The following is a 25,139-nucleotide window of genomic DNA, read 5'->3' as shown; positions in this document are numbered from 1 at the left end:
TACCGGGGAGGTGTGGAACATCACATGGGCGGCTTGCGGCAGCCCGCCGGGACGCAAAAATACCCCCCGGAATCCGAAGATCCCGAGGGGTAGATATTGTGCGCGGAGGGGGACTTGAACCCCCACCCTCGTTAGAGGACTAGCACCTCAAGCTAGCGCGTCTGCCATTCCGCCACCCGCGCCTGGGTGTTTTCCGCAAGGCCTTCAGTCGTTCAAAAGCTGCGGAAGCAACGGGAAAAACTCTAACACGGTTTTGGCCCGGACCGTAAATCGGTGCTGGTCAGCCGTCCGGTGGCTAGGCTGGCAGCAAGCCATCCGAAGGAGAAACCATGTCTGAGACTGCTGCGTCCGAGCAAACCGCAGAAAACGAAGTGGCCCGGATCTGCCGGGAACTGATCCGCTTTGACACCTCCAACTTCGGGGACGGATCGGGTCCGGGTGAACGGGCCGCCGCCGAATACACTGCGGGCCTGATCGAAGAAGCCGGACTGCACGCCGACCTCTTCGAATCCGCGCCCGGCCGGGCATCGGTCGTCACCCGCATGGAGGGCTCCGACCCGAGCCTCCCGGCGCTCGTGGTGCACGGCCACCTCGACGTCGTTCCCGCCCAAAAGCAGGACTGGTCGGTGGACCCCTTCAGCGGAGAAGAGCGGGACGGGCTGATCTGGGGACGCGGCGCCGTCGACATGAAGGACATGGACGCGATGATCCTCTCGGTCATGCGCAGCATGGCGCGCACGGGGACCAAGCCCAAGCGGGACCTCATCTTCGCGTTCTTCGCCGACGAGGAGGCAGGCGGCAAGTACGGAGCAACCTGGGCGGTGGAAAACCGCCGCGAGCTTTTCGACGGCGCCACTGAAGCCATTTCCGAAGTGGGCGGCTTTTCCGCCACGATCGGCGGCAAGCGCACCTACCTGCTGCAGACCGCTGAAAAAGGCATCTCCTGGCTGCGTCTCGTTGCCCACGGCCGCGCCGGCCACGGTTCACAGATCAACACCGACAACGCGGTGAGCCGCCTCGCCCGCGCCGTCGCCACCATCGGGGAATACCCCTGGCCGATCGAACTCACCGACACGACACGCGCCTTCCTGGACGGCGTCACGGAACTGACCGGCGTCGAGTTCGATCCTGATAACCCGGAGCGGCTCCTGGCCGAGCTGGGCACCGTAGCCCGTTTCGTGGGGGCGACGCTGCAGAACACCGCCAACCCGACGGTCCTCAAGGCCGGCTACAAGCACAATGTCATTCCGGGCACCGCCGAAGCCCTCATTGACGTCCGCACCCTTCCCGGACAGGAAGAGCAGGTCCTCGCCGTCATCAAGGATCTGGCCGGGCCCGGCGTCGACGTCAGCTATGAGCACAAGGACGTCTCGCTGGAGGTGCCCTTCAAGGGCAACCTGGTGGATTCCATGGTCGGCGCCCTGCAGGCGGAGGACCCGGGCGCGCCCGTCCTGCCCTACACGCTCTCCGGCGGCACCGACAACAAGTCCCTGAGCCGCCTGGGCATCACCGGATACGGGTTCGCCCCGCTGCGCCTGCCCGAGGAGCTGGACTTCACCGGCATGTTCCACGGCGTGGACGAGCGGGTCCCGGTCGATTCCCTGAAGTTCGGCACCCGGGTGCTCTCCCGCCTGCTGACCGGATACTAGGAGGACGCAGCCGTGAATCCCGCCGACATCCTCACGCCCGAGCTCCTGGACCGCCTGCGCAGCCGCGCCGCCGGGTACGACCGCGACAACACCTTCTTTACGGAGGACCTCGAAGACCTTCGCGCCGCCGGCTACCTCGCCCTCTTTGCACCCACTGCTGCGGGAGGCGCCGGCTTCGGCATTCCCCAGGTGGTCCAGGCCCAGCGGCTGCTGGCGACGGCGGCTCCCGCCACGGCGCTGGCCGTGAACATGCACCAGGTCTGGTGCGGGGTTGCGCACCTGTTGTCCCTTCGCGGCGACGACTCCCTGGCATTCGTGCTCGACGACGCCGCCCGGGGTGAGCTGTATGCGTTCGGGATCTCGGAGCCGGGCAACGCGGCCGTCCTCTTCGATTCCTTCACGGACGCCCGGCCGCAGGGCGACGGCTCGTATGCCTTCACGGGAACGAAAATCTTCACCAGCCTGTCTCCGGCGTGGACCAGGCTGGGCATCTTCGGCCGCGACGACTCCGATCCGGAGGAGCCCCGGCTGGTCTTCGGTTTTGCCCCGCGGGGAACCGAAGGCATCACGGTCAAGGATGACTGGAACACCATGGGCATGCGCGCGAGCCAGTCCTGCACCACCGTCCTGGACAACGCGGTGGTAGCGGCCGACCGGCTGGTGCGCACCACACCGGTGGGTCCGCACCGGGATGCCTTCGTTTTCGGCATCTTCAGCCTTTTCGAAACGCTGCTCTCGGCCGTCTACACCGGGGTGGGGGACCGCGCCGTCGAACTGGCGGTGGAAGCGGCGCAGGGACGGACGACGGCGGGAGGCAGCCCTGCGGCCCACGATCCCCACACCCGGTGGAAGGTCGCCGATGCCGCCATCCGGATGGACGGCATCCACCCGCAGCTCGAGGCGATCGCACGTGACCTGGAGGCCGGCACCGACCACGGCAACCTCTGGTTCCCCCGGCTCTCCTCACTGAAGTACCGGGCCACCGAAACTGCCCGGTCCGTTGTTGAAACGGCCGTCCGGGTATCCGGAGGCAAAAGCTACTTCCGCGGGGCGGAGCTGGAACGCCTGTACCGGGACGTCCTGGCCGGCATGTTCCATCCATCCAGCGAGGACTCGGTCCACGCTTCGGTGGCCAACGCCTGGCTGGGCCCGGTTCCGGACAAGGACTGAGTTCCGGACAAAGACTCGAGCCTCAGGCTTCTGTGCTGCGTCAGGCCGTGCGCTGGACCCGCATGACGCGCCGGCGCAGCCAGAAGCGCCTGCCGCCGCCGCGGTAAATGCAGCTGCGGTGCAGCTCCCATTTGCCGTACTCGGCGTGCTCCCTGATGAGCCGCCGGGCCTCGGAGACTGAATCGCCGGGGTTAACGGAGACCACGAGATACTCGTAGTCCCGGAAGTTCTCGTCTGGCCGGCGCAGGCCGGGCCGAAGAATTTGTTCGCGCATATCCCTCCAATTTTGCCTGCTTTACCGCTAACGTCTAGGGCATGAGCATAGATCCGCACGTCGCGCTCCAATCACTCATGGCTGCCCTCGAAGAGCACCTGACGGCCGCTTCCCAGCGCCGCGGGGATAAGGACCCGCTGGTTGAGACAGCCTATCTGGCGGTGGCGGATGCCTTTGAGGTCTACGAAGAAGTCCTCTACGACGCGTACGGCGAGGTCACGCCGCTGGAAATCTACGAAGACGACGACGAGGAGTTCGACGGCGAGTTCGCCGACGACGAAGAACAGTCCTCGGGCGTTCAACCCGGGACGTAGAACACCCCGCCGGAACGGCGGTCCACGCGGGAAGAGTCCGGTCCAAAGGGCCGTGCAGCACTCCTCCTGCGGCTGTGACCTGCGACGCATCGTGAAGCTGCCCGGGGCGGCCCGGCACGGCGGGCCGCCGGTCGTGGCCTAGAGTTCTATCTTGTGAATTGGTTTGAAGCGCTCTTCCTTGGCCTTATTCAGGGCTTGACTGAATTTCTCCCCATCTCTTCCAGCGCCCATCTGCGGATAGTCGGTGAGCTGCTGCCCGGTGCCCAGGATCCGGGTGCCGCGTTCACCGCGATCACCCAGCTCGGCACGGAAACCGCGGTGGCGGTCTACTTCTGGAAGGACATCGTCCGGATCGTGAAGGCCTGGATCGGGTCGCTGGCCGGACGTGTTCCGCGCAGCGATCCCGACGCCCGCATGGGCTGGCTGATCATTATCGGCACGCTGCCGATCGTGGTGCTGGGCCTGCTGTTCCAGGACCAGATCGAAAGCACCTTCCGCAGCCTCTGGATCGTGGCAACCATGCTGATCGTCTTCGGCATCATCCTTGCGGTGGCCGACGCCGTGGGCAAGCAGCAGCGCACGCTGGACAAGCTCACCTACAAGCACGGCATCCTGTACGGCTTCGCGCAGGCGCTGGCACTGATTCCCGGTGTCAGCCGTTCCGGCGGAACCATCACCGCCGGGCTGTTTATGGGCTACACCAGGGAGGCCGCCGCCCGCTACGCCTTCCTCCTGGCCATCCCCGCCGTCTTCGGCAGCGGGCTCTTCCAGCTGGTGAAGTCACTGGATGAGCCCATGGTGTACGGCGGCTGGGAAACCGCCGGCGCCACCCTGGTTGCGTTTGTTGTGGGCTTCATCATCATCGGCTGGTTCCTGAAATATGTCTCGACCCGCGGTTACGGCCTCTTTGTCTGGTACCGCATCCTCCTCGGAGTCGTGATTTACCTGCTTCTGGGCTTTGGCGTGCTGAATGCCTAGCAACGGAAAGTAGAGTTGAACCTGTGATTGCGTGGAAAAGCTCCCCCCTGCCCGTCCTGCCCGGTAAATCCCCGGAACTGGCCCTCTACGATTCGGCCCTGCGCCGGACTGTTCCCGTGCGAACGGATGGTGCTGCCAGCCTGTATGTCTGCGGCATCACTCCCTATGACGCCACGCATATGGGGCACGCCTCCACCTATGTGGCCTTTGACCTCCTGAACCGGCAGTGGCGGGATTCGGGCAACGAGGTCCGCTATGTGCAGAACGTTACGGACATCGACGATCCGCTCCTGGAGCGGGCCAATGACCGGGGCCTGGACTGGCGGGCTCTGGCGCAGGAGCAGACACAGCTGTTCCGTGATGACATGGAAGCCCTGAACGTCATCGCGCCGGACCACTACGTGGGCGCCGTGGAGTCCATCGAGTGGATTGTGCCGGTAGTGGAGGACCTCCTGCGCCGCGGCATTGCCTACCGCGTGCCCGGCGAGGGCAGCGAACCCGACGGCGACGTCTACTTCTCCGTCGACGCGGCTTCGGGCCTGGCTGCCGGTGATGACGCCTGGCAGCTCGGTGCAGTGTCCGGGCTCAGCCCGGAACAGATGCTGCCGCTCTTCGCCGAACGCGGCGGGGACCCGCTGCGTCCCGGCAAACGTAACGCCCTGGATCCGCTGCTGTGGCGCGTCGAACGCGCCGGGGAGCCGTTCTGGGACGGCGCCTCGCTGGGATCCGGCCGTCCCGGGTGGCACATTGAGTGTTCCGTTATCGCCCAGCGGTTCCTGCCGGCACCCTTCACCGTGCAGGCCGGCGGCTCGGACCTGGTCTTCCCGCACCATGAGATGAGCGCGGGGCATGCCTATGCCTGCACCGGAACCCCGCTGGCCCGCCACTACGCCCACGCCGGAATGGTGGGCCTGGACGGCGAAAAGATGAGCAAGTCCCTGGGCAACCTCGTGCTGGTGTCCAACCTGCGGGCCCGCGGCACCGATCCGGCCGCGATCCGCGCTGTCCTGCTGAGCCACCACTACCGCACCGACTGGTTCTGGACGGGCGAACAGCTGACCGCGGCCGAGGAGCGTCTGTCCCTCTGGCGGAAGGCACTTCCCGTCACCGGTCACGCGCAGGCTGAGCAGATGCTGACCGACGTGCGGACAGCCCTGGCCCGCGACCTGGACGCACCGGCAGCTCTGGCTGCGGTCGATGCCTGGGCCGCTTCAGCCCTTGAGGCTCCTGCCGCAGACCGGGACAGCGCCGCGGCTGATCTCGCCGGATCGACCGTCGACGCCTTGCTCGGAATCCGCCTCTAGCAGCAGCCCTAGTCGCGCCTGCGGCGTTTGAGGTAGCGCTCAAACTCGCGGGCGATCGACTCCCCGCTGGCCTCGGGCAGCTCCGCGGTGTCTTTGGCTTCTTCGAGCTGCCGCACATATGCAGCAATTTCGGGATCCTCAGTGGCGAGTTCGTCGACGCCGCGTTCCCAGGCATCCGCTTCATCCGTCAGCAGCCTGGTGTCCAGCGGAGCCTGCAGAAGCTCCTCGATGCGGTGCAGCAGCGACAGCTGGGCCTTGGGTGAGGGTGAATGGCCCACATAGTGGGGGACCGCCGCCCACAGGGATACGGCGGGGATGTCGGCGAGCCCCGCCATTTCGGCAAGCACCCCCACAATTCCGATCGGCCCCTCGTAGTGTGAGGACTCCACCTTCAGGTCATCCCGCAGGTCGCTGTCCTCGCAGGTGACCGTCACCGGAATGGGGCGGGTGTGCGGCACGTCCGCGAGCAGTGCGCCGGCCAGGACAATGCAGTCCACGCCCAGCTCCTTGGCAAGCGCAATCAGCTCCGCCGTGTAGGCACGCCACTTATAGGAGGGTTCAACTCCCGAAACGAAGATGATGTCCAGGTTGCTGCCCGGCACTTCCGCCCGGGAAATGCGGGTGGTGGGCCATTTGATCCTTCGCTCTCCGGACGCGAGCCGTTCAATGACCGGCCGGGTGAACTGGAAGTCGTAATATTCATCGGCGTTCAGGCTGGCGATCTTTTCGCTTTCCCAGAACATGCTGAGGAACTTCACGGCGTCGCTGGCGGCCTCTCCGGCGTCGTTCCATCCTTCGAAGGCGGCCAGCATCACCGTGGTGCGTTCCTGGGAACCGCCGAAAAAATCCTGGAGTCCAAGGGGCGGGGTTTTGTCGGTATTGCTCACAGACTCACCATAAGCCCAGGGCGCCGCGCTGTCAGGACCGGGGGAAGGCTTCGCGGGGAGCAAAGTAAACCCGGGGCCCGGCACGCCCAGTAGACTGGTAGGCATGTCTTCCACTGTCCCGGCACCCCTGCAAACAGAACCCGAAAACGGCCCGCTCCAGGCGGTGTTGTGGGACATGGACGGAACCATCGTGGACACGGAACCATATTGGATTCAGGCCGAGAAGGACCTCGTGCACTCGTACGGCGGTTCCTGGACCAATTCCGATGCCGAAGCAATGATCGGCCAGGCGCTGACCTACAGCGCCGGCCTCCTGCAGAACGCCGGCGTCCCCCTGAGTATCCGCGAGATCATTGACACCCTGATTGGCGCCGTTGTTGAGCAGGTGCGCCGCGAGGTCCCCTGGCGCCCCGGCGCGCGGGAGCTGCTCGCTGAACTCGCCGAAGCAGGCACTCCGTGTGTCCTGGTGACCATGTCCGAGGCCGTCCTGGCCGAGGAAGTCTGCAGCAGGCTTCCGGCCGGAACGTTCTCCTTCCTGGTCACCGGCGACATGGTCCGGCAGGGAAAACCCCATCCCGAGCCGTACCAGCTGGCCTTTGACCGGCTGGCCGCGCAGGTTCCGGGTCTGGCCAAGGACCGCGTCGTCGCCATCGAGGATTCCTTCCCGGGCGTCACTTCGGCCCGCGCCGCGGGGCTCGTTACCCTGGGCGTTCCGCACTTCCTGCCGCTGCCGCCGGATGAGGGCCGGCATGAGTGGGACACCCTGGCCGGAAAAACGGCAGCCGACCTGGCCTCCCTGGTGCGCACTGCAGCTCCCGAGGCTGCCCGTTGAGCGCGGGCCGCGGTCCCGAAGCCACCGCCCCCGTCCGGAAGGACGGAATCCCGCTCGGGCGCATTGCCGGCGTTCCCGTGTATCTGGCGTATTCCTGGTTTGTCATCGCTGCCCTGATCGTTGTCTTTTTCGGACCGCTTGTCGGACGGAACTTTCCGTTCCTGGGTGCGGGGGCCTACGCCGTCGCCCTTGGCTACGCCCTGCTGCTCCTGGTCTCCGTCCTCGTCCACGAACTGGCCCATGCCCTCACAGCCAAGGCGTACCGCTGGCCGACGGCGAAAATCGTCCTCACGCTGTGGGGCGGGCACACCCAGTTCGGGCACGTCCGTTCCACTCCCGGGCCCTCACTGCTGGTGGCCCTGGCCGGTCCGGCCGCAAACTTCGTGCTGGCCGGCGTCGGGTGGCTGATCCTCGTGGCCGTTCCGCTCCACCCGGTGGCGGCTCTGCTGACGGAAATCCTCATCTGGGCCAACCTCCTGGTGGCCATCTTCAATGTCCTGCCCGGGCTGCCGCTGGACGGGGGACGAATTGTTGAATCGGCCGTGTGGAAAGCCACCGGATCCCAAGACAGGGGCACGGTGGCCGCCGGGTACGCCGGCCGGATCATCGCCGCCGCTCTCGCCGCAGCCGTCATCCTTCCGCCGTACCTGCGGCAGGAGGACCTGGATCTGCAGGTGGTTCTGCTCACGGCGCTTGTCTCGGGCTTCCTCTGGATGGGGGCCGGCGCCAGCATCAGCAACGCCCGCCTGCGGCTGCGGCTGCCCTCCATCAGCGCCGGGTCCCAGATGACGCCGGCAGTGTCGGTCCCCGCGTCCACCCCGGTGTCCGCGGCCCGGGATGTGCTGGCCGCCCACCCCGGCGCCGCACTCGTCATTACCGCGCCGACGGGGCAGCCGTGGGCCGTGGCGGACACCGGTGCGCTGGCTCAGGTGCCCGCGCACCTGGCCGCTTCCACACCGGTTGACGCAGCTGCCCGCCCGCTGGCTCCCGGCGCCTATGTTCCGGAAGCCGCTGCGGGTTCTGAACTCGTGGAGTACCTCGCTAAACTTCAGGGCAGCGAGTATGCCGTCATTAACCGCGACGGCGGCGTGGTGGGACTGCTGACTCAAGCAGCTGTCCTGGAGGCCATGAGCGCCAAACCGGCTAAACGGCGCACATCCTGACACGGAACTAAAAGCCGGATTCCGGCCTTCCCGGGGTTCCCGCTTTCCCGGGCTCCCGCGGCCCGGAACCAGGTCCCGATTGTTCCGGCCGGTCCCCGGCTGCCGCTGCAGGTACGGCCTCCGGGCGCTGCGCGGGCTGTGTCCCCGATCAGGCGGCCCGCTCCAAAACTCCATCGCCGCCCCAACTTCACCCCAGCTCCAAAACTTCACCCCCCGCCCCAAACTTCACCCCAGCCAGCATCACCTAGATCCAAAGGAACGTTACCCATGAACTCGGAGACCCCGGGCCAGACTGCCGCCGCCACAGCCCCCCACGGCGCCGACCACCGCAGGGGACCGCTGCGTCCGGGGGAGCGCGTGCAGCTCACCGACGAGAAGGGCCGGCACAGCACCATCACCCTGACCGAGGGAGGCGCCTTCCACACCCACCGCGGCTACCTGTCCCATGACCTGATCATCGGCCTGCCCGAAGGCACCATCGTCACCAACACCACCGGGCAGCAGTACCAGGTGCTGAGGCCGCTGCTCTCGGACTTCGTGCTGTCCATGCCGCGCGGTGCCGCCGTTGTCTATCCCAAGGATGCCGGCCAGATCGTCACCATGGCCGATATCTACCCAGGTGCGCGCGTTGTCGAGGCGGGGGTCGGCTCAGGTGCCCTGAGCATCTCCCTGCTGCGCGCCGTCGGCGACTCCGGCTCACTGCATTCCTTTGAACGGCGGGAAGAATTTGCCGACATTGCCCGCGGCAACGTGGAAACGTTCTTCGGCGGACCGCATCCGGCCTGGAACATCACGCTGGGGGACTTCCAGGAGGAAGTTGTCCGCACCGAAGAGCCCGGGAGCGTGGACCGGGTAGTCCTGGACATGCTGGCCCCCTGGGAGTGCACCGACGCCGTCGCCACCGTCCTGGCCCCGGGCGGGGTCTGGATTTCCTACGTCGCCACCGTTACCCAGCTTTCCCGCACAGCGGAGGCCATCCGTGCCGACGGCAGGTTCACCGAGCCCGACGGCTGGGAATCCATGGTCCGGGGCTGGCATCTGGAGGGCCTCGCGGTCCGGCCGGACCACCGCATGGTGGCCCACACCGGTTTCCTGCTGACCGCCCGCCGGCTCGCCGAGGGCGCCACCGGACTCGTGGCCAAGCGCCGCGCGTCGAAAACCAACTTCAGCCAGGAGGATCTGAACGCCTGGACTCCGGCAGCCGTGGGGGAGCGGGAAGTCTCTGCCCACAAGCTGCGCCGGGCCGCCAAGGATGCTGCCTCGAAGGTCCAGCGCGGTGCCCTGGAGAAGGCTGAAAAGTTCAGCGCGGATCAGGAAGGTACGCCGGAAACCCCCTAGCCGCAATCGGATTGCCTGATTACCGGGGGACGGGAAAGACAAGAGGTCCCAACCCGTGTGTTGCCTGCGTTGCTGGGCTATCGTCGAACCGATAGACCCTGCGCAACGTGAAGGTGGTCGAGACCATGTCTGAAGCAGAGAACACCGTCGATTCCGGGGCCGAAGATCCCCGCGGGTACTTTCGCGGATCGCCGGTTCCCGGCGCTGATGCCCAGCAGCTGAGCGTACTGCGGGACAAGCTGCGGAACGTGGACCGGCAACTGTCGGCGCTGACGCACAACAACGCCCGGCTGGTGGCGATGCTGGAGACGGCCAAGGCGGAGATTATCCGCCTGAAGGATGCCCTCGAAAAGGAGGGCGCCACGCCCTTCAGCTTCGCCACCGTTATTTCGGTGAACCACCGGGTTCCGCCCAGCAGCGGCAGGACAACCACCGCTGCCGTGCAGGACAGCCTGGACATCATCCAGTCCGGGAGGAAGCTCCGTGTCTCGGTCAGTCCGCTGCTGGACATGAACCAGATTGTGGCGGGACAGGAAGTGCTGCTGAACGAATCCCTGGTGGCCGTGGCCTCACTGGGCTTCGAACGCAGCGGAGAGCTGTTCACGGTGAAGGAGCTCCTGGGCCGCGACCGCTGCCTGGTTATCGGGCGGGCCGACGACGAACGCGTGGTCCGGCTCAACGGCCCCCTGGAGGCTGAACGGGTGCGCGTCGGGGACGCCCTGACGGTCGATACCCGGATCGGCTATGCGCTGGAGAAAATACCGCGCAGCGAAGTGGAGAACCTTGTCCTGGAGGAAGTCCCGGACATCTCCTATTCCGACATCGGGGGACTGGGCCCGCAGATCGAGCAGATCCGCGACGCCGTGGAACTGCCTTTCCTGCATCCGGACCTGTACCGGGAACACGGCCTGAAGGCGCCCAAGGGCATCCTGCTGTACGGCCCTCCCGGCTGCGGCAAGACCCTGATCGCAAAGGCCGTGGCACACTCGCTGGCCGCCCGCGTGATGGAACAGACCGGAACGCTGGGCACCCGGAGCTATTTCCTGAACATCAAGGGGCCGGAGCTGCTGGACAAGTATGTGGGCGAGACCGAGCGGCACATCCGGCTGATCTTTGCCCGTGCCCGGGAAAAGGCATCGGGCGGAAGCCCGGTGGTGGTGTTCTTCGATGAAATGGACTCCCTGTTCCGCACCCGCGGAACCGGAATCTCGTCCGACGTCGAAACCACCATTGTTCCGCAGCTCCTGTCGGAGATCGACGGCGTGGAGAAGCTGGAGAACGTCATTGTCATCGGTGCCTCCAACCGTGAGGACATGATCGACCCGGCCATCCTGCGGCCGGGCCGCCTGGACGTGAAGATCAAGATCCTGCGGCCCGACGCCGAAGGTGCCGCGGAGATCTTCGCGAAGTACCTCACCCCTGACCTGCCCCTGCACCGGGAGGACCTAGCCGAGAACGGCTACGACCCGCAAATGACCGTCCGCGAGATGATCCGGCGGACGGTGGAGAAAATGTACGCCGAGGACAAGTCCAACGAGTACCTGGAGGTCACGTACGCCAACGGCGACACGGAAATGCTGTACTTCAAGGACTTCAACTCCGGCGCGGTCATCCAGAACGTGGTGGACCGGGCCAAGAAGTACGCCATCAAGGACCTGCTGACCCTGCACCAGCGCGGCCTGCGGATTGACCACCTGATGCGGGCGGTGGTGGACGAATTCCGCGAGCATGAGGACATGCCCAACACCACCAATCCGGACGACTGGGCGCGCATTTCCGGCAAGAAGGGCGAGCGCATCACCTACATCCGCACCATCATCCAGGGGAAGGCCGGGCAGGAACCCGGGCGCACCATCGAAACCACTGCCAACCCCGGACAGTATCTATGAGCGTGCGCCGTGTCCTGGGCACGGAAACCGAGTACGGCGTGCTGGCGCCCGCCCTGCCGGCAGCCAACGCCACGGTCCTGTCCAGCCAGATCATCAACGCCTACGCGGCTAGCAGGCGCAGCGGCATGGGCAACTTTTCCGGGACGCGCTGGGACTATACGGACGAGGCGCCGCTGAACGATGCCCGGGGTTTCACCGTGCCCCGGACCGCAGCCGATCCGACCCAGCTGACGGATGCGCCCCCGGTGCTGGATGCGGAGCAGATCGCCATGGAAGGAGGCGGACCGGCGGCGCTTTACGGGGAGCAGTCCACCGACAACCCGGTCCTGATGAACATGGTGCTCTCCAACGGCGCCCGGCTGTACGTGGACCACGCCCACCCGGAGTACTCCTCGCCCGAGGTGACGACACCCCGGGACGCGGTGCTGTGGGACAAAGCCGGCGACGCCGTCGTACTGGCCGCCATGCGGCACATTGCCGCAGCGCCGGGTTTCTCGCCCGTAAACCTGTATAAGAACAACACCGACAGCAAAGGCGCCTCCTACGGATCCCACGAGAACTATCTGGTGCCGCGGAGCGTTCCGTTTGCCCAGCTGGTCCGGGGTCTGGTGCCCTTCTTCGTCAGCCGGCAGGTCATTGTCGGGTCCGGCCGGGTGGGAATGGGCACCAACAACCAGCGCCAGGGATATCAGCTGAGCCAGCGGGCCGATTTCTTCGAAGCCGAGGTGGGGCTGGAAACCACCATTCGGCGGCCCATCGTGAATACCCGCGACGAGCCCCATGCCGTGGCCGAAAAGTACCGGCGGCTGCATGTGATCATCGGCGACGCCAACCTCAGCGAGGTGTCGGCGCTCTTGAAGGTGGGCACCACATCCATTGTGCTGTCCATGATCGAGGCGGGCACCGGGCCCGATGTCGAGCTGCGGGATCCGGTGGGGTCCCTGCAGGCCATCAGCCACGACCCGACCCTGGAACAACTCGTGGAGCTCAAGGACGGCCGGATGGTCAGCGGGCTGAACCTGCAGGAGATGTATCTGGAGGCCGCCGCACGGCACTGCCGCAGCCGGGGGGCCGACGCCGAAACCGAGGACATCCTCACCCGCTGGACCTCCCTTGTGGGCACGCTCAAGCACGATCCGATGGAAGCTGCCGCCCAGGTGGACTGGGTGGCCAAGCTGCGGCTGCTGCAGGCCTACCGGGACCGCGACGGACTGGCGTGGTCCAATCCGCGGCTGCACCTGGTGGACCTGCAGTACTCGGACATGCGCCCCGAGAAGGGGCTCTACTACCGGCTGGCGGCCCGCGGACAGATGGAACGGATCCTCACCGACGAAGAGATCGCCCGGGCGGTCACCGAGCCCCCGGACGACACGCGTGCGTACTTCCGCGGCAAATGCGTCAGCCGCTTTCCCCATGAAGTGGTGGGGGCAAGCTGGGATTCGATCATTTTCGAGCTGCCCTCGCACCGGCGCCTGCAGCGCATTCCGACGCGTGAACCGCTCCGGGGCACCCGGGCGCTGACGGAGGAATTGTTTGCAGCTTCGTCCGATGCGGAGGATTTTGTCGCCAGACTCCTGACCGGTCCCGAACATAGCGTGGCACCATAGGACTAGCAGTCAGCGTCAGGACCTGGGCAGCACCCGTCAGGACCAGTCAAACGGCCGGATTCCGGCCAGGAGAGGCAATGATCATGGCAACCCACGACCGTAAAAGCACCGCAGCACGCACCGAGGAAGAGGAACTGGAGGAGACACCCCCTCCCGCGGCCGACCCAGAAGCGGCAGCATCTCCCCAGACCGAGGGCGTGGATGACCTCCTGGACGAGATCGACGGCGTGCTGGAGAACAACGCCGAGGAATTTGTCCGGGGATTCATCCAGAAGGGCGGACAGTAGCGGATGACCCACGGGGACCCTGCAGCAGCGGTAAACGGGGCGCCGCCGCCCTCCTTCAGCGACCATTTGGCCCGGCACCACCCCGATCTGCTGCCCTCGGCCCGGCGGCTGGGGACTGCGGCACCCGGTTCAGCGTCAGCGGCAGCGCCGCAGGCGACCACCATCGTCTCCCTGACCTACGCCGGCGGGGTGCTGATGGCCGGCGACCGGCGGGCCACCATGGGCAACATGATTGCGAGCCGGCACATCAAGAAGGTCTTTCCGGCCGACACCTATTCGGTGGTGGGGATCGCGGGCACCGCAGGGCTTGCCCTGGACATGATCCGGCTCTTCCAGGTGGAGCTGGAGCACTACGACAAGATCGAGGGCACGCCCATGAGCCTGGACGGGAAGTCCAACCGCCTGGCGGCCATGGTGCGCTCCAACCTGCCCCTGGCGCTGCAGGGACTGGCGGTGGTTCCGCTGTTCGCCGGCTACGACACTGAACGCCATGTGGGCAGGCTCTTCTCCTACGACGTGACCGGAGGCCGCTATGAGGAATATGAGCACCACAGCGTGGGATCGGGGTCCGTGTTTGCCCGCGGAGCGCTAAAGAAGCTCTGGCGTCCGGGCCTGGACGAAGAGCAGGCCGTGGCCGTAGCTGTCGAGTCGCTCTATGACGCGGCCGACGACGACTCCGCCACCGGCGGCCCTGACCTTGTCCGGCAGCTGTGGCCCGTCGTCTACGTGGTCAACAGTGCCGGAAACCGGGAAATCCCCGAACGGGAATTGCAGATGATGGCACGGGAACTGGTTGACCGCCGCTCCGTTGCCGGGCGGGAGAGCTGACCATGACGCAGCAGTTCTACGTTTCGCCTGAGCAGCTGATGAAGGACCGGGCGGATTTCGCCCGGAAAGGCATTGCCAGAGGCCGCTCGGTGGTGGTGCTCACCTGCCGTGACGGCATCGCCCTCGTGGCCGAGAACCCGTCGCCGTCCCTGCACAAGCTCGGCGAGATTTACGACCGGATCGGATTTGCCGCTGTCGGCAAGTACAACGAATTCGAGAGCCTACGCCAGGCCGGCGTGCGGTACGCCGACGTGCGGGGTTACTCCTATTCCCGGGAAGACGTCTCGGCCCGCGGGCTGGCCAGCGTCTATGCCCAAAGCCTTGGATCGGTGTTCACCACCGAGGGGAAGCCCTTCGAAGTGGAACTCGCCGTCGCCGAGGTGGGAGCCGAACCCTACGCCGACCACCTGTACCGCCTGACCTTTGACGGATCAATTGCAGACGAAAGCAATTTTGTGGTGATGGGCGGGCAGGCCGAGGTGGTCCGCGAAGCCCTCGCCAGGACCTGGAACCAGGACACGGGCTTTCCGGAAGCGGTGCGGACTGCAGTTTCCGCCCTCTCCGCAACCCGCAGCACCGAGTCCGGCTCCAACGGCAACGGAACGGGCTACGGCGGCGGCGATGGTGCGCCGGCGGAACCCGAGCGCCTCGGAGCAGGCCTGCTGGAGGTGGCAGTCCTGGACCGGGCTCCGCTGTCCTCCCGGGGGACGGTCCGGGCGTTCCGAAGGATCAACACTGTGGAGCTGGACCGCTTGCTGTCCGCCCCGGAGGGAGACTGATGGACCGCAGGATCTTTGGAATCGAAACCGAATTCGGCATTGCCTACTCCGGCCCCGACTCCCGGCCGCTCTCCCCGGAAGAGGTGGCACGCTACCTGTTCCGGAAGGTCGTCAGCTGGGGCAGGTCCTCCAACGTGTTCCTGACCAACGGATCCCGGCTCTATCTGGACGTCGGATCGCATCCGGAATACGCGACGGCCGAGTGTGATGACCTGGCACAACTCGTAGCGCATGACCGGGCCGGCGAGCTGATCCTGGATGACCTCGTAGAGGAGGCGGAGGACCGGCTGCGCGCCGAGGGCTTCAACGGCAGCGTCTACCTGTTCAAGAACAACACCGATTCGGCCGGGAACTCCTACGGCAGCCATGAGAACTACCTCATTCCCCGACGGCTGGAGTTCTCCCGCCTGGCCGACATCCTCATCCCGTTCCTGGTGACGCGCCAGCTGCTGGTGGGCGCGGGGAAGGTCCTCAAGACCCAGTCCGGTTCGCTGTACGCGTTCTCCCAGCGGGCGGACCACATCTGGGAAGGCGTTTCCTCCGCCACCACGCGGTCGCGTCCGATCATCAATACCCGCGACGAGCCCCATGCCGACGCCGAGCACTACCGCCGGCTGCACGTCATCGCGGGGGACTCCAATATGTCGGAGACCACTACGCTGCTCAAGGTCGGCACCGTTGACCTGATGCTCCGGCTCATTGAGTCCGGCGCCGTCATGCGGGACCTGCGGCTGGAAAACCCGATCCGGAGCATCCGTGAAATATCCCATGACCCGACCGGAAAGATGCCGCTGAAACTGGCCAACGGCTCCACCATCTCCGCCCTGGAACTGCAGCGCATCTATCTCGACCGGGTCCAGGAGTTCGTGGCAGTGAACGGAGCACACAACCGCCACGTCGCCCGGGTTCTTGACCTCTGGGAACGGACCCTGGACGCCATTGACACTTCGGATACCTCAGGCATCGACACCGAAGTGGACTGGGCGATCAAGAAGAAGCTCGTGGACCGGTACGCCGAGCGCCATTCCCTGGAACTGACCTCGCCCCGGCTGGCCCAGATCGATCTGACCTACCACGACATTTCACGCCGCCGCGGCCTGTTCTATCTGCTGCAGTCCCGCGGAGAAACAGCCCGCGTTGTCGAAGACAGCCAGGTCAAGGAGGCCGTGGACGTTCCGCCGCAGAGCACCCGCGCCAAGCTGCGCGGAGACTTCGTGCGCCGGGCCAAGGCCGCCAACCGCGACTTTACGGTGGACTGGGTTCATCTGAAGCTCAACGACCGGGCCCAGCAGACAGTGCTGTGCAAGGATCCGTTTGCCGCCGTGGACGAGCGCGTCGAGGCGCTGCTGGCCACACTGTAAGGGCAGCGGGTTCCGACATGACCCGTCCGGGACCGCGGACGGAGTTCCTGTTGACCGCCGCGCTAAGGCAGCACTCAGGCAGAAACGCTAGGCTGGATGCGACCGTCCGTGACGGTTCCCCGGGCAAGACCGGGGCTGCTGCGGGCCCATCTGTCCACCACTGAAAGAAGTACTGTGCGAAAAGTACTAGCCGTAAGCTTGTCCTCCCTGCTCTTAATCTCCGCCTGCTCCGGCGGAGATACGGGCGCTGCGGGCAAATCCGCAGGCCAGCCCGGGGTCTTTGATTCCGTGAAGGTCAAAGTCGAGGACCAGGAGACAGTCCCCGAGGTCGAGTTCGATGCTCCGCTGGACATCACCGAAACCGCTGCCAAGGTCGTCTATACGGGCGACGGTGACACGGTCGCCGAGGGCCAGAGCATCACGTTCCAGTTCGTGGCGCTCAACGCCGACGACGCAAGCGTTTCGGGCGACACCTATTCACAGGCCGCTGCAACGCTGCCCGTGAACGATCAGCTGAAGGAACAGGACCCCGTCCTGTATGAGGTCCTGCTCGGCGCCAAGGTAGGCTCGCACATTGCCTATGCCTTCCCCGAAGCGCAGGCCGCCGCAGCTGAAGGCGAAGAGGAGCAGTCAACCCAGGTCATGGTGCTGAGCGTCCAGAGCGCCCAGGACACGGTGGAGATGCTCCCGCAGGATGAAGCCGCGGCACGCAACGCCGAGGGAAACCTGCTGATGAGCTCCGACGACGTGGCCAAGCTTGAATCCGACGGCAAGCTGCCCGAGGTCACCTTCGGCGACGACGGCGTCCCCTCGATCACCGTCCCGGAGAACGCTGAAGATCCCGACAAGCTGGTCGTCAAGGTCCTCGAAGAGGGCGACGGCGCCGTTGCGGGCGAAACCAGCACCGTGAAGGCGAACTACCTCGGCGTCTCGCTGCGTGACGGCACCACTTTCGATTCCAGCTACGAGGGCGGCGAAGCGCTCGAATTTGGCCTCGACGGAGTCATCTCGGGCTGGACCTACGGCCTGGCCGGCCAGAAGGCGGGATCCAAGCTCCTGCTGGTCCTGCCGGCAGAACTGGCCTACGGAGACCCCGCGGGCGGCAGCGCCCCCTCCGGTCCCCTCGCGTTTGTCGTGGAGCTCGAAGAAGTCAAGTAGCGTTAGAACTGAAAACAGCGTTAATGCGGCACCGCCGCAGCGAGGAGCACCATGTCATTTGGAAAGCGTGAATACGACCGCCAGAAGCCGGAAATCGACTTCCCGGACCACGAAGCCCCCACGGAGCTTCGCATCGAAGACATTGTTGTGGGCGACGGACCCGAGGCCAAGGCCGGGGACACCGTATCCACCCACTACGTCGGCGTTGCCTTCTCCACGGGCGAAGAGTTTGACGCATCGTGGAACCGCGGCACCCCGCTGGACTTCCGCGTCGGTGTCGGCCAGGTCATCGAAGGCTGGGACCAGGGCCTGCTGGGCATGAAGGTCGGCGGCCGCCGCCGGCTCGAGATCCCTGCCTCCATGGCGTACGGCGACCGCGGTGCCGGTTCCGCCGTTGCTCCGGGCGAGTCACTGATCTTCGTGGTTGACCTGCTGGGCGTCCGCTAGCTCCGCCGCAGCCACAGGCGGGTCCGCAGCTGCACTGCAGCCGCGGACCCGCCTTTTTGTGTTCCCGGCCCCTTCGCTGTCCCGCTCCCTTCCCTGCCCCGTTCCCTTCGCTGTCCCTGGGCCGGGCCAGGCCGTCGCCCGAGCCGCCCTGGGTACGGCACTGCGCTCCGGGCCGCCGGGGGCGGTAGATTGGCTTCCGTGTCCGCCAACAGAACCGAACGCCTCCTGACCCTCGTCATTGTCCTGCTGTCCACCGGCCGGGGCTTCACCAAACAGGAGCTTTTCGAAGAAATCGAGCTTTACGGGGAAGCGCCGTCCACGGCCGCGCGGGAAAAACTCTTCGACCGGGACAAGGCCTTCCTGCGCGAGCAGGGGATCCCCGTGGAGTCCTACAGCGAGGAAACCCTGTACGACCAGGACAACTCCGTGCGCCGGTACCGCATCCGGGCCGACGCCTACCGGCTTCCCGGGGTGCGCTTCACGCCCGAAGAATCCGCTGTCCTGGCACTGGCTGCCAGCATGTGGGAGCAGGCATCGCTTGGGTCTGCGGCGGCGCGGGCGCTGCGGAAGCTGCAGGCCCGCGGCGTGGTGGCCGACGCCTCCGCAGCCAGCCCCCTGCAGCCCCGCATCCGCACGAATGACCCCAATTTCGACACGGTATGGAAGGCAACCACCACCCGGACCCCCATTTCCTTCGGCTACCGGCCGGCGGCACGGGTCCGTTCCTCCGGCGGGGCGGGCAAACCGGCGCGCAGGCGGAGCACCCAACGGCACCTTCAGCCGTGGGGGATGGGCAGCAGGTTTGGACACTGGTACGTGGTGGGATGGGACCTGGACCGCAGGGCCGAACGGTTCTTCCGGCTGTCCCGGATCACGACACCGGTGGCGCTGGAAACAGGCAGCGGCTATGAGGTTCCGCCGGACTTCAGCATCGAGGAGTCACTGGCATCGCTGGACCGTGTTTTTGCGCCGGTCACGGCCACGGTGGAAGTCCGGAAAGGGAGCGCTGCGGAGCTCCGGCTGCGCGCCGATGCGCCTCCCGTTCCTGCCGGCCGCGCCGGCTGGGAGCTGCTGACACTGACCGTCTCCGACCTGGACGCCCTGGCTGCGGACACCGCCGGGCTGGGAGCCCACGCCGTCGCCGTCGACCCGCCCGAATTCCGCCAAACCGCTTCCGACCTTCTGCAGCTTGCCCTGGCCGCCCAGCTCAGGCCTCTGCCGTCCTTTGCCCTGTCCCGCCGGACTCCCGCACCGGCGTCCAGCTCAACGGCCGCGCAGAGCCATCTGGCCCGCCTACTGGATCTGGTTCCCTACGTGCTGGGCAACCAGGGGGCGGACCTGGAACAAACTGCCCGCCGCTTCGGGGTCAGCCCGGCGCAGCTGGCCAGTGACCTGAACCTGCTTTTCGTCAGCGGCCCGCGACACTATCCCAACGGGCTGATGGACGTGAACTTCGAGAACGGCCAGATCTACATCGACAATGCCGAGGACCTGTCCGAACCGGTCCGCCTGGGCATGGATGAAGCCGCGGCGCTGATCGTCGGTCTGGAAACGCTGTCCACCCTGCCCGGCGTCGGAGACACTCCGGCCCTTGCCGGCGCCCTGGAAAAGCTCAGCGAGGCCGCCGGGGAATCCGGCCGGGCCGGCACAGCCGTCGCTGCCCGGCTCGCCGAGCCGGAGGTCACCGCCGGCGTCCTGGACGAGCTCCAGCGGGCGATCACTGGCCGCCGCCAGCTCCAGCTGCGGTACCTGGTTCCCAGCAGGGATGAGGTGACCGACCGGACCGTTGATCCGCGGCGGCTGTTCTCGGTCAACGACCGCTGGTATCTCGAGGCCTGGTGCCACCGCTCCGAGGCCGTGCGCAACTTCCGGGTGGACCGCATCCACCGCGTTGCGGATTCGGGCCCGGCGTCCTGGCAGGGGCCGGACCCCGACAGTTTTCCCTCCGGCCTGTTCCGGCCCGGCCCCGGGGACGAGCTGGTAACCCTGCTGCTGGAGCCTTCGGCCAGCTGGGTGGAGAGCGCGTACGACGCCGGCCGCCGGGCGGATCTGCCCCGAGGGCGCACCGCTGTGGAACTGAGGGCCGGCAACACGCGCTGGATCCCCGGCTTCGTCGCGCGGCAGGGCGGCAGCGTGGTGGTGGCTGCCCCCGAAAGCCTGCGCCGGGACACCGGGGAATGGCTCCGCAGCGCCCTGGCGAATTACACGGGGCACGATTCGGCACCGCCGACGGACGCCGAAACCCGTACGGACTAGCCCGTACGGACTAGCCCGTCCGGGCTAAACCCGCACGGCAGACGGCGCGGGCAGCCGGCGCGGGCAGCCGGTCGCGGCGATGCCGGCCCCTGCGTCCGGCCGCACTATGCTGGAGTCATGCCTTGGTGGTCCTGGATTTTGATATGGTCGGCGCTTGTTGTCGCCGCAGCAGCCTTCTACGCCCTTGTGGGGTGGCGGATTTTCCGTAAGCTCATGTCGGTGCTGAAAGAGGCCCAGGCTGCCGCATCGGCACTGGCAGTGTCAGCGCCGGGTCCGGCAGCCGCGGCTGTGGCAGAAGCTCCGGAACGGGAGCTCGGAATTTTTACGGATCCCGTCCTGGCGCGGGCCAGCTACGAAGAAGGCAAAGAGGCGCGCAAGGAAGTTCGGCGGGAGCGGCGGGTCAACCGGCGGCTTGCGCAGGGCCAGCCGCGGGCTCTGCGCGACTTTCCAGAACTCTGACGTAAACTGATTTTCTCAACGAAAGGACACCGGCATGGGTAACATTCAAGGCTGGCAAATTCTTATTCTGGTCGTTTTGGCTCTTCTGCTGTTCGGGGCGCCTAAACTTCCCGGCCTGGCCCGAAGCCTGGGACAGTCCCTGCGTATTTTCAAGTCCGAGGTCCGGCAGATGAAGGACGAAAATCCGTCCGACACCGCCGCCGGCGACCCGGTCGAGGGGCGGATCGTCAACAACCCTCCGGCCGCCGGTACTCCCGGGGCACAGACGCCTCCGGCTGCACCGCACACTCCGGGTACCAGCGGCACGGATCAGCGCCCCGCTGGTAACCCGCCCACCAGCCTGTAACGGCCGTGGCGCTGACCCAAGGGCGCAAATCCAACCCTGAAGGGCGGATGGCACTTAAGGAACACCTGCGGGAAGCCCGCAACCGCATCTTCAAAGCTGCAATTGCCGTAGCACTGGGAACGGTGGCGGGATTTTTCCTGTACATGCCGGTGTTCAACGCCCTGACGCGCCCCGTCCTTGACGTGGGCAACCAGGAGGGGCGTTTTGCCACGATCAACTTCGAGGGCGTGGTAACACCCTTCGACCAGATGGTCCAGGTTTCGGTATTCATCGGCGTGCTGATCTCGTGTCCGATCTGGCTCTACCAGCTGTGGGCCTTCATTACGCCCGGGCTCAAGAGCAAGGAACGGCGCATAGCCCTGGGGTTCATGGCTGCCTCGGTGCCGCTGTTCCTCGGCGGCGTGGCGCTGGCATGGATCCTTCTGCCCAGCGCCATCGAGGTCCTGACGGGCTTTACACCCGAGGGCAGCGCCAACGTCATTACGGCTACCGTCTACCTCGCCTTTGTGCTTCGGCTCCTGCTGGCCTTCGGCATTGCCTTCCTGATTCCCGTGGTGCTCGTGGGCCTGAACATGACGGGCATTCTCCCCGGCAAGGTCATCATCAAGTACTGGCGGATCACCATCTTTGTGATTTGCGTGTTCGCTGCCATGGCGGCTCCCGGCGGCGACGCCCTCACCATGTTCTACATGGCGGCTCCGCTGCTGCTGCTCTTCGCCGTCGCAGTGGGTATCTGCCTGCTGAACGACAAGCGCCGGGCGCGCAGGAATGCAGCCCGTGAGGCCGCGGTGGGCGAATCCGCCGACACAGCCACACCGCTGGAGAATCTCTAGCCTCCGGCCGGCCGGCCCTCCCTCTGAAGTTTCAGCCCACCGCGGACCAGTGCGGCTGAACGCGCAGGCGGGGCCGGTCAGAGTCTAGGCTAAGAACATGACTTCCCCGTCGGAGCGGTACCTGGCCGCGAAACAACTCGCCGAACATTCCAAGACCCAACTGGCTGTCTTCGAGCAGCAGCTGGGGTTTGAGCTGGATCCCTTCCAAACCGACGCCTGCCGGTCCGTTGAAGCCGGCCGCGGTGTCCTGGTTGCCGCCCCCACCGGTGCCGGGAAGACAGTGGTGGGGGAGTTCGCCGTCTACCTGGCACTGGAACGCGGGCTTAAGGCGTTCTACACCACGCCGATCAAGGCGCTGAGCAACCAGAAGTACCTGGAACTGTCGGCGTCGTACGGCGCTGAGCGGGTCGGTCTGCTGACGGGTGACACCAGCATCAACCCGGACGCCGACGTCGTCGTCATGACCACTGAAGTGCTGCGGAACATGCTCTACTCCGACTCCTCCACGCTCGACGACCTGGGGTACGTCGTCATGGACGAAGTGCATTACCTCGCGGACCGCTTCCGGGGCGCTGTCTGGGAGGAGGTCATTATCCATCTCCGCTCCGACGTCCAGCTCGTTTCCCTGAGCGCCACCGTGTCCAACGCCGAGGAATTCGGGGCATGGCTGGACACCGTCCGGGGGGACACCGACGTCGTGGTTTCCGAACACCGTCCCGTGCCGCTGTGGCAGCACGTCATGGTGGGACGGGAGATCATGGACCTCTTCGAGTCGGACGTATCCTTCGACGAAGCAGCCGCACCGGCGCAGCCTGCCGGGATCCAGGAGCGCTACCGGGTGAACCCCGAGCTGCTGGAGCTCGCCCGGGCGGAGTCCCGGATCAACCAGCGCGGCGGCGGCCACTGGGGCGGCTCCCGCGGATCAAGCCGCGGAGGACGCCGGGACGCACCGCGGCGCGGGCAGGGCGGACCGCCCATGAGCCGGATCCCGAAGGCATCCCGGCCTGCCGTCATCGCCCAGCTGGACAAGCGCGGGCTGCTCCCCGCCATCACCTTCATCTTTTCCCGCAACGGGTGCGACGGCGCCGTGCGGCAGTGCGTGGACTCCGGTTTGTGGCTCACCAGCGAGCCCGAGCGGGCGGAAATTGCGCGGATTGTGGATGAGGCCTGCCAGGACATCCCCGACGATGACCTGGAAGTCCTGGGCTTCTGGACCTGGCGGGAGGGCCTGGTCCGCGGGTTTGCCGCTCACCATGCCGGCATGCTGCCCACCTTCAAGGAAGTGGTGGAACGGCTGTTCACCGCCGGGCTGGTCCGCGCCGTGTTCGCCACCGAAACGCTGGCGCTGGGGATCAACATGCCCGCGCGCACCGTGGTCCTGGAAAAGCTGGACAAATTCAACGGCGAGGCGCACGTGGACATCACGGCGGGGGAGTACACCCAGCTCACCGGCCGGGCCGGCCGGCGGGGCATCGACGTCGAAGGCCACGCCGTGGTCCTGTGGCAGCCGGGAACCGACCCCGCCGCCGTCGCCGGCCTGGCGTCGCGCCGGACCTACCCGCTCAACTCCAGTTTCCGCCCCACCTACAACATGAGCATCAACCTCATGGCCCAGTTCGGCCGGGAACGTTCCCGGGAAATCCTCGAGTCTTCATTCGCTCAGTTCCAGGCCGACCGCTCGGTTGTCGGCCTGGCGAAGCAGGTCCGGTCCCGGGAAGAATCGCTCGCGGGCTACGAGAAGGCCATGACCTGCCATCTGGGGGATTTCACGGAATACGCGGCGCTGCGCCGGGAGCTCTCCGACGTGGAAACGCAGGCCTCGAAGTCGCGTGCCAGGGACCGCAGGTCCGCCGTGGCTGCGTCGCTGGATGCCCTGGCTCCGGGCGACGTCATCCTGATTCCGGGCGGACGCAACTCCGGGTACGCCGTCGTCCTGCCGGCGGATGCGCAGCCCAGCCGGGAGGCCCGGACCACGGTGCTGACGGAGGACAAGCAAATCCGCCGGATCACCGCTTCGGAACTGGACGGAGCGGTGGAAGCCGTCTCGCACATCCGGATTCCCAAATCGTTCAATTCGCGGACCGCCAAGGACCGCCGTGACCTTGCCTCGTCCATGCGCAATGCCCTGCATGACCACCGGCCGCCCCGTGCCGCCGCCCAGCGCGGAGCCCTGCACCCCCAGGGCGCCGACAGGCGCGAGAAGGCCATCACCGAACTCCGCCGGAAACTGCGGGCACACCCGTGCCACGGCTGCAGCGAGCGGGAAGACCATGCCCGCTGGGCTGAACGGTGGTGGAAGCTGCGCCGGGAAACGGACAACCTCACGGCGCAGATCCGCGGCCGCACCAACACCATCGCCAAGACGTTCGACCGCGTCTGCGACGTGCTGGAGCACTACGGCTACGTAGCTCCGGACGAAACCGGCCGCTCGGCCGTGACGCCGGCGGGACAGAAGCTGCGGCGCATTTACGGGGAGAAGGACCTGCTGATCGCGCTGTCCCTGCAGCAGGGCGCCTTCAGCGACGTCGATCCTGCCGAGCTCGCAGCGCTGGCCACCGCACTGGTGTACCAGGCCAAGCGCGAGGAACGGGGCATCCGTCCGCGGCTGCCCAGCGTTTCCCTTGAGGTCGCTATGGATATCATCGTCCAGCAGTGGTCCAGGCTCACCGACATCGAGGAAGCCGAACGCCTGCCCCAGACCGGTGAACCGGAGCTGGGCCTGGTGTGGCCCATGTACAAGTGGGCCAAGGGCAAGCACCTTCAGCTCGCGCTGAACGGCACCGAACTCGCCGCCGGTGATTTTGTCCGCTGGGCCAAGCAGGTGATCGACCTGCTGGATCAGCTGGCCAAAGTGCAGGATCTGCCCGGCGACCTGCGCCGGCGCTGCATAGATGCCATCGGCCTGATCCGCCGCGGCGTCGTCGCCTACTCCGCCGTCAGCGAGTAACCCGCTCCCGTCGTCCTCCCGCCGCCCGGCAGG

General features: G+C 66.4%; 23 protein-coding genes and 1 tRNA gene. 21 read left to right on the top strand and 3 right to left on the bottom strand.

Annotated features, from left to right (window positions below; genetic code table 11):
- Window positions 1-99: 99 nt before the first annotated feature.
- A tRNA-Leu gene (locus WKB88_RS03485) sits at window positions 100-182 on the bottom strand.
- 147 nt (window positions 183-329) lie between these two features.
- Here WKB88_RS03485 and WKB88_RS03480 point away from each other — a divergent pair.
- Window positions 330-1,649, top strand: a complete 1,320-nt coding sequence (locus WKB88_RS03480) for a M20/M25/M40 family metallo-hydrolase (RefSeq protein ID WP_341393150.1) — start codon at window positions 330-332, stop codon at window positions 1,647-1,649.
- A 12-nt stretch (window positions 1,650-1,661) separates the two neighbouring features.
- Window positions 1,662-2,819 carry an acyl-CoA dehydrogenase family protein gene (locus tag WKB88_RS03475; RefSeq protein WP_341393149.1) on the top strand — a complete coding sequence of 386 codons (1,158 nt, stop codon included), beginning with the start codon at window positions 1,662-1,664 and terminating at the stop codon, window positions 2,817-2,819.
- A gap of 40 nt (window positions 2,820-2,859) precedes the next feature.
- Here WKB88_RS03475 and WKB88_RS03470 read toward each other — a convergent pair whose 3' ends face one another.
- On the bottom strand, window positions 2,860-3,093 hold the full coding sequence (locus tag WKB88_RS03470) for a DUF5703 family protein (RefSeq protein WP_341393148.1): 234 nt from the start codon (window positions 3,091-3,093) through the stop codon (window positions 2,860-2,862).
- 41 nt (window positions 3,094-3,134) lie between these two features.
- On the opposite strand from WKB88_RS03470, the gene WKB88_RS03465 reads away from it, so the two are divergent.
- The 3 genes from WKB88_RS03465 to mshC all read left to right on the top strand — a co-directional run bounded on the left by WKB88_RS03465 (window position 3,135) and on the right by mshC (window position 5,689).
- A complete protein-coding gene (locus tag WKB88_RS03465; protein ID WP_341393147.1) occupies window positions 3,135-3,407 on the top strand; it encodes a hypothetical protein in 273 nt (90 codons plus the stop codon).
- Window positions 3,408-3,560: 153 nt separating this feature from the next.
- Window positions 3,561-4,385 (top strand): undecaprenyl-diphosphate phosphatase, encoded by an 825-nt coding sequence (locus WKB88_RS03460; RefSeq protein WP_341393146.1) that lies wholly within the window; start codon window positions 3,561-3,563, stop codon window positions 4,383-4,385.
- Window positions 4,386-4,408: 23 nt separating this feature from the next.
- Window positions 4,409-5,689: a cysteine--1-D-myo-inosityl 2-amino-2-deoxy-alpha-D-glucopyranoside ligase gene (mshC, locus tag WKB88_RS03455; RefSeq protein ID WP_341393145.1), complete on the top strand. Its 1,281-nt coding sequence runs from the start codon at window positions 4,409-4,411 to the stop codon at window positions 5,687-5,689.
- A gap of 8 nt (window positions 5,690-5,697) precedes the next feature.
- Here the strand turns inward: mshC and WKB88_RS03450 are convergent, their stop codons facing one another.
- A complete protein-coding gene (locus tag WKB88_RS03450; protein WP_341393144.1) occupies window positions 5,698-6,576 on the bottom strand; it encodes a PAC2 family protein in 879 nt (292 codons plus the stop codon).
- A 103-nt stretch (window positions 6,577-6,679) separates the two neighbouring features.
- Between WKB88_RS03450 and WKB88_RS03445 the strand changes: the two genes are divergently transcribed.
- The 16 genes from WKB88_RS03445 (at window position 6,680) to WKB88_RS03370 (ending at window position 25,106) form a co-directional block, all read left to right on the top strand.
- Window positions 6,680-7,408, top strand: a complete 729-nt coding sequence (locus WKB88_RS03445; protein ID WP_341393143.1) for an HAD family hydrolase — start codon at window positions 6,680-6,682, stop codon at window positions 7,406-7,408.
- Complete coding sequence (locus WKB88_RS03440; RefSeq protein ID WP_341393142.1) at window positions 7,405-8,571, top strand: site-2 protease family protein; 1,167 nt, start codon at window positions 7,405-7,407, stop codon at window positions 8,569-8,571. The genes WKB88_RS03445 and WKB88_RS03440 overlap by 4 nt, the downstream gene beginning before the upstream one ends.
- Before the next feature lie 267 nt (window positions 8,572-8,838).
- Window positions 8,839-9,909 carry a tRNA (adenine-N1)-methyltransferase gene (locus WKB88_RS03435; RefSeq protein WP_341393141.1) on the top strand — a complete coding sequence of 357 codons (1,071 nt, stop codon included), beginning with the start codon at window positions 8,839-8,841 and terminating at the stop codon, window positions 9,907-9,909.
- Window positions 9,910-10,034: 125 nt separating this feature from the next.
- Window positions 10,035-11,798, top strand: a complete 1,764-nt coding sequence (gene arc, locus WKB88_RS03430) for a proteasome ATPase (protein WP_341393140.1) — start codon at window positions 10,035-10,037, stop codon at window positions 11,796-11,798.
- A complete protein-coding gene (dop, locus tag WKB88_RS03425; RefSeq protein ID WP_341393139.1) occupies window positions 11,795-13,405 on the top strand; it encodes a depupylase/deamidase Dop in 1,611 nt (536 codons plus the stop codon). Before arc ends, dop begins: the two co-directional genes overlap by 4 nt.
- A gap of 83 nt (window positions 13,406-13,488) precedes the next feature.
- On the top strand, window positions 13,489-13,692 hold the full coding sequence (locus WKB88_RS03420) for a ubiquitin-like protein Pup (RefSeq protein WP_341393138.1): 204 nt from the start codon (window positions 13,489-13,491) through the stop codon (window positions 13,690-13,692).
- A gap of 3 nt (window positions 13,693-13,695) precedes the next feature.
- Window positions 13,696-14,520, top strand: coding sequence for a proteasome subunit beta (prcB, locus tag WKB88_RS03415; RefSeq protein ID WP_341393137.1), 825 nt, complete (start codon window positions 13,696-13,698; stop codon window positions 14,518-14,520).
- Window positions 14,521-14,522: 2 nt separating this feature from the next.
- A complete protein-coding gene (gene prcA / locus WKB88_RS03410) occupies window positions 14,523-15,299 on the top strand; it encodes a proteasome subunit alpha (RefSeq protein ID WP_341393136.1) in 777 nt (258 codons plus the stop codon).
- The gene (pafA, locus tag WKB88_RS03405; RefSeq protein WP_341393135.1) at window positions 15,299-16,660 is read left to right on the top strand and encodes a Pup--protein ligase; all 1,362 of its coding nucleotides are present in this window, start codon (window positions 15,299-15,301) and stop codon (window positions 16,658-16,660) included. The genes prcA and pafA overlap by 1 nt, the downstream gene beginning before the upstream one ends.
- A gap of 174 nt (window positions 16,661-16,834) precedes the next feature.
- Window positions 16,835-17,818, top strand: coding sequence for an FKBP-type peptidyl-prolyl cis-trans isomerase (locus tag WKB88_RS03400; RefSeq protein WP_341393134.1), 984 nt, complete (start codon window positions 16,835-16,837; stop codon window positions 17,816-17,818).
- A gap of 51 nt (window positions 17,819-17,869) precedes the next feature.
- Window positions 17,870-18,265, top strand: a complete 396-nt coding sequence (locus tag WKB88_RS03395) for an FKBP-type peptidyl-prolyl cis-trans isomerase (protein WP_341393133.1) — start codon at window positions 17,870-17,872, stop codon at window positions 18,263-18,265.
- Window positions 18,266-18,463: 198 nt separating this feature from the next.
- A complete protein-coding gene (locus tag WKB88_RS03390; RefSeq protein ID WP_341393132.1) occupies window positions 18,464-20,521 on the top strand; it encodes a helix-turn-helix transcriptional regulator in 2,058 nt (685 codons plus the stop codon).
- A gap of 117 nt (window positions 20,522-20,638) precedes the next feature.
- Entirely contained in the window at window positions 20,639-20,980 is a 342-nt protein-coding gene (locus WKB88_RS03385; RefSeq protein ID WP_341393131.1) for a hypothetical protein, read from the top strand.
- Between the two features lie 34 nt (window positions 20,981-21,014).
- Window positions 21,015-21,326 carry a Sec-independent protein translocase subunit TatA gene (tatA, locus tag WKB88_RS03380; RefSeq protein ID WP_341393130.1) on the top strand — a complete coding sequence of 104 codons (312 nt, stop codon included), beginning with the start codon at window positions 21,015-21,017 and terminating at the stop codon, window positions 21,324-21,326.
- A 47-nt stretch (window positions 21,327-21,373) separates the two neighbouring features.
- On the top strand, window positions 21,374-22,159 hold the full coding sequence (tatC, locus tag WKB88_RS03375) for a twin-arginine translocase subunit TatC (protein ID WP_341393129.1): 786 nt from the start codon (window positions 21,374-21,376) through the stop codon (window positions 22,157-22,159).
- Window positions 22,160-22,256: 97 nt separating this feature from the next.
- A complete protein-coding gene (locus tag WKB88_RS03370; RefSeq protein ID WP_341393128.1) occupies window positions 22,257-25,106 on the top strand; it encodes a DEAD/DEAH box helicase in 2,850 nt (949 codons plus the stop codon).
- Window positions 25,107-25,139: the final 33 nt, after the last annotated feature.

The sequence above is a fragment of the Arthrobacter sp. G119Y2 genome (assembly GCF_038069765.1).
In the GTDB taxonomy this organism is placed as follows: Bacteria; Actinomycetota; Actinomycetes; order Actinomycetales; family Micrococcaceae; genus Arthrobacter_B.
Note: the sequence above shows the minus strand (reverse complement) of the source record. Positions and strands in the feature narration are given on the sequence as shown.